The 5,022-nt window shown below is 57.0% G+C and carries 6 protein-coding genes; 2 read left to right on the plus strand and 4 right to left on the minus strand.

What is annotated here, in order from left to right; translation table 11 throughout:
- The 3 genes from VB144_13465 to VB144_13475 all read right to left on the minus strand — a co-directional run.
- A partial coding sequence (locus tag VB144_13465) for an IS66 family transposase (protein ID MEA4884634.1) occupies positions 1-1,343 on the minus strand: 1,343 nt, incomplete at its 3' end.
- A 22-nt stretch (positions 1,344-1,365) separates the two neighbouring features.
- Positions 1,366-1,539 (minus strand): IS66 family insertion sequence element accessory protein TnpB, encoded by a 174-nt coding sequence (gene tnpB / locus VB144_13470; GenBank protein ID MEA4884635.1) that lies wholly within the window; start codon positions 1,537-1,539, stop codon positions 1,366-1,368.
- Entirely contained in the window at positions 1,533-1,844 is a 312-nt protein-coding gene (locus VB144_13475) for a hypothetical protein (GenBank protein ID MEA4884636.1), read from the minus strand. Before VB144_13475 ends, tnpB begins: the two co-directional genes overlap by 7 nt.
- Before the next feature lie 661 nt (positions 1,845-2,505).
- Here VB144_13475 and VB144_13480 point away from each other — a divergent pair.
- Positions 2,506-2,862, plus strand: coding sequence for a group II intron maturase-specific domain-containing protein (locus tag VB144_13480; protein ID MEA4884637.1), 357 nt, complete (start codon positions 2,506-2,508; stop codon positions 2,860-2,862).
- Between the two features lie 245 nt (positions 2,863-3,107).
- Here VB144_13480 and VB144_13485 read toward each other — a convergent pair whose 3' ends face one another.
- Positions 3,108-4,394 (minus strand): Fic family protein, encoded by a 1,287-nt coding sequence (locus tag VB144_13485; GenBank protein ID MEA4884638.1) that lies wholly within the window; start codon positions 4,392-4,394, stop codon positions 3,108-3,110.
- Positions 4,395-4,683: 289 nt separating this feature from the next.
- Here VB144_13485 and VB144_13490 point away from each other — a divergent pair, with 289 nt between their 5' ends.
- Entirely contained in the window at positions 4,684-4,935 is a 252-nt protein-coding gene (locus tag VB144_13490) for a hypothetical protein (GenBank protein MEA4884639.1), read from the plus strand.
- The last annotated feature ends 87 nt before the right edge of the window (positions 4,936-5,022 follow it).

Consider the following 5,022-nt stretch of genomic DNA (forward strand, 5'->3'; position numbering starts at 1 on the left):
GGAGTGTTGGCGAATAGCCAGTTGCGGCGGCCTATCACGACCGGCCTGATCGACCGCTCCGCCCGGTTGTTGCTAAGCTCCAGCCGTCCGTCCTGCAGGAAAGCCTCGAGCCTATCCCACTGGTTGAGGCAGTAGGCCACCGCCTTGCCAAAGGCGCTCTTGGGCAGCGCCTTTGAGGACTGCTCATTGAGCCATGCCAGAAAAGCATCCAGCACAGGCCGGCTCCGCTCAAGGCGAGCATGGCGGCGTTCACCCGCGGATGCGTTCTCAAGACCGCGCTCGATGGCGAAGAGCCGGTTGCAGAACTCCAGCCCTTCCCTGGCGGCTACGTCTGCGGAGCGTTTATAGGCAGGCAAAGCCTTCAGCGCCTCGTCGAACCCACGCCGGGCATGGGCCCAACAGCCCACTAAGGCAACATCGGGCATCCCGTGGTAGCCGGAGTATCCGTCCACGTGAAGGTAGCCCTTGAAGCCTTGCAGGAACTGGCGCGGAACAGTCCCTGATCTTGTGGGCTGGTAGTCATAGAGCACGCTTGGGGGGCCATCCCTGCTTGTTCGGAATAGCCAGAGGAAGGATTGCGATTCTGCCGGCCGGCCCGGCTCATTGAGCACCTGAAGCGTGGTTTCGTCGGCATGCAGGATGTCATGCTCAAGCAGCTGCTCATGCATTCTTTCGTAGAGGGGCGCCAGCCATCTGTCAGCCGCGTAGATCATCCAGTTGGCCGGCGTCTGACGTGAGAGTTCTATCCCCATGCGGGAAAGCTGCTGCTCTTGACGGTAGAGCGGCAAGCTGTAAAGGTACTTTTGGGTCATGATGAAGGCCATGGCGGAGGGAGAAGCTATGCTCCCCTTGAGGACCGGCGCAGGCATAGGCGCCGTCACGATGGGCGTGGTGATCTCGTTCTGCTCGCACTGGCGGCAAGAATACACGTAGCGCACGTGGTTCACGACCTTGGCCTCGGCGGGGATGATCTTCAGCTCCTGGCGCACCTCGGTGCTCATCTCGTGCAGAGGGCTCCCGCAACACGAACAGACCTGCTCCTCCTTGGGCAGGCGGTATTCCACGGTTTCAACAGGCAGATCTTCCAGCATGGCCTCGCGGCGACCAACCCGCTTGCGGCGCTCGTAGGTGATCTTTTCTATGGTGGGTTCGGCCAGCAGAGGCTGCGCCTCCGACTCAGCCTCATTGAAGAGCTGCAGCTGCGTGTCATCAGAGCGTTCGCTGGAAGCGCCGAAACGACGCTGCTGGTTCAAACGGAACTGCTCTTCACGCCATTTGAGTCTGGCATGCAGTTCGGCGTTTTCCCGCCGCAGCCGATCGATCTCCTTCTCGAGATCCGTCATTAAGCTGGCATTTGCCTTTGTGTTACTCATACTTGATCTTGTCGCGCTGGCTGTTACAGAAAGCGAACAGGCAGGGAGAGAAGGGATCAAGCTCGAAGCCTTCTTTGACAAGGGCAGCCAGGCCATCGATGGACTTGCGCAGGTCAGTGCTGCCACAGGCCAGATAAACACGCTCGGCAATGGCATCGTTCAGCATAGATCGAGGGCGCGTACAATTCTAACGAGCAGCTGGGGATCGAAGTCAGGCTTCACTTCCACGGTTGCCTTGCCGATCCTGATCTCAATAGTGCTGGCGAGGGCCTCCGGTTCGCACGCTTGCACCTGCAGCCACTGTGCTGGAGCCTCGAGCTGGGTATCGGCTTCCTTGAACTTGGCGAGCCAGTAGAAGAATTGCTTCTTCCTGAAGCCATTCTTCTCGCACCACTTGGATCCGCTGAGCCCGCTGGCTCTGAATTCGGCTATCCTGGCTTTCCACTCGAGTAACCTTTCGGCCTGTGACATGAACATCTCCCCCAACATCTATGCCTTCAGGGGCGATTATCTCATGTGGTTTGGCCCTCGACTATGTGGGCACCATTTGACGCTTACGTTTGCCACGGTCCCCAATCACCCTCCCACAAACATCTTGCTTGTCGGAGTTCTGTGACTTTGCGAGGCTATCTTGTGGCATCGTTGCCGGCGCGCTTCAGCTCCGAACCGAGGCAGCCGCCCCGGACGAATTGCTCCGGAATCGGCGGACGACTGTGCGCCACGAAGGCAAACGGGCTGATAGCCTGGAGGACATGCTTAGCCGAAGATGGGGGAGGGCCCTCCGGAGCCGCCAGACAGGTGGAGGCTCCAAACCACCGCAAGCCGCTGTGGACGAAAAGCCATGGTGGTGAGCGTTGCGGAAAAGGCGAAACGAGGTTTCGTCAGGTAAGCGCCGATGGAGACGAACACAAGTGAACCGCTGATAAAGTGTCGAAAGCGTAGGGACGCCATCAAAACCGAGAGGTAGTCGTTAGCTCGGGACGAGCCTGGAAGATGCCTGTTTACTGTCCAGGTGGCGGCCGGCATGCAGGCGGCGTGAACGCGGCGCAGGCTTCGGTTAGGAACGTGGGAACCTGCCCTCCGATGCCAAGGGAGAAGTCCAAGCGGAGGACCCGCAAGGGCGAGAGTACCGATGCGGAGCGCAGGGGTTGCGTTATTCAGTTTTGGGCAATGGCCAACCGCTTTCTGGCCGGTAGTAAGCAACAAGGCGAAGAAGGCAATGCGGCAGGCGATTCACAACTGGCGCATGCACCTGAAGCCCGACAAGACTCTTGAAGATCTGGCGAGGATGCTCGATCCTATGATTAGGGGTTGGATCAACTACTATGGGCGCTTTTACAAGTCGGAACTGTACTCTGTACTCAAGCACATGAATCGAGCCTTGGTCCGGTGGGTCCGGCGGAAGTACAAGAAGCTTGCCAATCAGCGGCGGGCGACGCACTGGTTGAGGAAGGTTGCTAGGCGCGAGCAGGGGCTGTTTGTGCACTAGCAATTGGAGGTATTGCCGTAGGCTGGATAACGTGAGCCAGATGAGCTGAGAGGTTCAAGTACGGTTCTGCGAGGGCCTCGGGGTGCGATTCGCCGGGGCTACTCACCTGGGCCGGAATATGCACTGCGGTCCCATTGAAACAGAAAGGCGCCCTCATTAAAGCCTGCCTTAACAAGAGCACCGATTTCGCAGAGCTTATTAAACAATGTGGGCGTTCTCTTTAATAAGGAGGCCCCTCCATTTTGTCACACGTGTCCACGTAACCGCATGCTGAGGGCTTGATCCACTGCTGTAGATGCTTCGAAAGCCGCATCATCGTCGCATAGAATCGACAGATAGTCGCGATAGGCATATAGCTTTCCTCTCATACCCCCTGTAGTCTCCACAAGGATTCCAAGATCCTCAAAGGACCGCACCAACTTCGTGGCGGTTGGGATGCTTACACGTAGTGCTTCGGCAGCTTTCCGTATCGACGTTATCGGATTATCATATAACCACTCAAGCAAAGCCGGAGCCTGCGGCGACCTCGCGAATTCGCTGGCTACGCGACGCCGATGAGCCGCATTCAAACCCACTATCTGCCTGGCTATGCTGGTGGCATGGTTGGCGGTATCGATCACGGCTTGAAGGAAGAACCTTATCCAACCTTCAAAATCACCCGCATCCCTAACTGCCATCAAACGCTCATAGTACTCTGACCGGTATCGTTTGAGGTAGTATGAGATGTAAAGCATCGGTTTCTTTAGTGCACCCTTCTCACAAAGAACAAGAGTCACTAGAAGCCTCCCGAGACGCCCATTCCCATCAAGGAACGGATGTATCGTTTCAAACTGGTAGTGAACCAATGCCACCCTAACAAGCACCGGCATGGGAACGTCAGATTGCATGAACTTCTCCAAGTCATACAGAGCCCTTAACATGACATCGGGAGGCGGAGGCACAAATGAAGCCTTCGTGATATCGGCCCCCGAACCAATCCAGTTCTGAATCCTGCGAAACTCCCCTGGATCCCTGGCCGATCCACGGGAATCCTGCATCAGCCGCGCATGCGTCTCTTTGATGAGCCTGAGAGACAAAGGAAGCTGCGCCAAACGGCTCAACCCATAGTTGATAGCAGCAACGTAGCTGACAACCTCACCGATTTCGGCCTGAATATCTCCTTCACCGCGTTCAGCCTCGAACTTCAGAAGGTCAAGAAGCGTAGCCTGAGTTCCCTCGATTTGTGATGACATGACCGCTTCTTTGCGGACATACATGGCAAGGAATAGGTTGGGGTTGGGAGTGAACTCCGCCACACCGTCAAGCCTTCCAAGCGCGATGTCAGCCTCAGAGAGAAGGTTGATAGTGTCGCCGTTCAATTCCAATGGCGGATCAGGCGGAAGTGCCGCCGGGATAAACATGCGGTATCCTCGACCAGCATCTTCATAGCTGCCGGCTCTGCCTGGAACGTGCTTCATGTGGAACGCCACCTCCTGTATCCCGCCTCCCACTGCAAAGGCTATGTTCGCTGGGCCCTCTTCATTGTCCTTCAAGCAATTCGCACACTTCTCCGTCATTCAACAAGACACACGTTGGGTAGTCGCTCCACAAAGCGCTCCGCGTGTTCAGTGTGGATGGGCGCCACTCTTCCAGGGCGCAGCTTCCCCACGAAGCCCTCGATATCCGACCACGCGCAGTGACCGCTGGTATGAAGATAGATTGGCTTCGCACCCTACTTTTCGCACAATGGACGAATGTATCTGTCATCAGTCGGTCACCGGCGAGGAACACACCAAGGCCGTCTGCAAAGTCGTAACGAGAAAGCGATTCGGGAAGTGCCTCATGCTGGACGCCAGGGACTTCCCCCGCATCGATCAGAATAAGGTGAGGAAGGAAGCGCGGCTTGAAGGCAAATACCTCCTGAGAACCTCCGACGATACGCTGTCGCCGGAAGACGTGGCCTTGGGCTACAAGCAACTGCTAGAAGTGGAAGACGCCTTTCGCACTCTCAAGTCCACGCTTGATCTGCGGCCGATGTACCCCATGTTCAGCACCCTTGGGCGTTCAATCGCTCGGTTTTCGCTGCAGCCCTGAGCTCGTTAGGTACTTTGTACTGGGGCATTGCCTTGGCATCGCGGAAGGCAACGTCTCGCATGCCGTTTACAGCCGCTGATGCGGCGC

Source organism: Clostridia bacterium, from assembly GCA_034926675.1.
In the GTDB taxonomy this organism is placed as follows: domain Bacteria; phylum Bacillota; class DTU025; order DTU025; family DTU025; genus JAYFQW01.

Bases quoted from the DNA above. Each gene is read 5' to 3' on its own strand.
- VB144_13490 (MEA4884639.1), top strand. From the start codon at position 4,684: ATGCTGGACGCCAGGGACTTCCCCCGCATCGATCAGAATAAGGTGAGG.
- VB144_13480 (MEA4884637.1), top strand. From the start codon at position 2,506: ATGCGGAGCGCAGGGGTTGCGTTATTCAGTTTTGGGCAATGGCCAACC.
- VB144_13475 (MEA4884636.1), bottom strand. From the start codon at position 1,844: ATGTCACAGGCCGAAAGGTTACTCGAGTGGAAAGCCAGGATAGCCGAA.
- tnpB (MEA4884635.1), bottom strand. From the start codon at position 1,539: ATGCTGAACGATGCCATTGCCGAGCGTGTTTATCTGGCCTGTGGCAGC.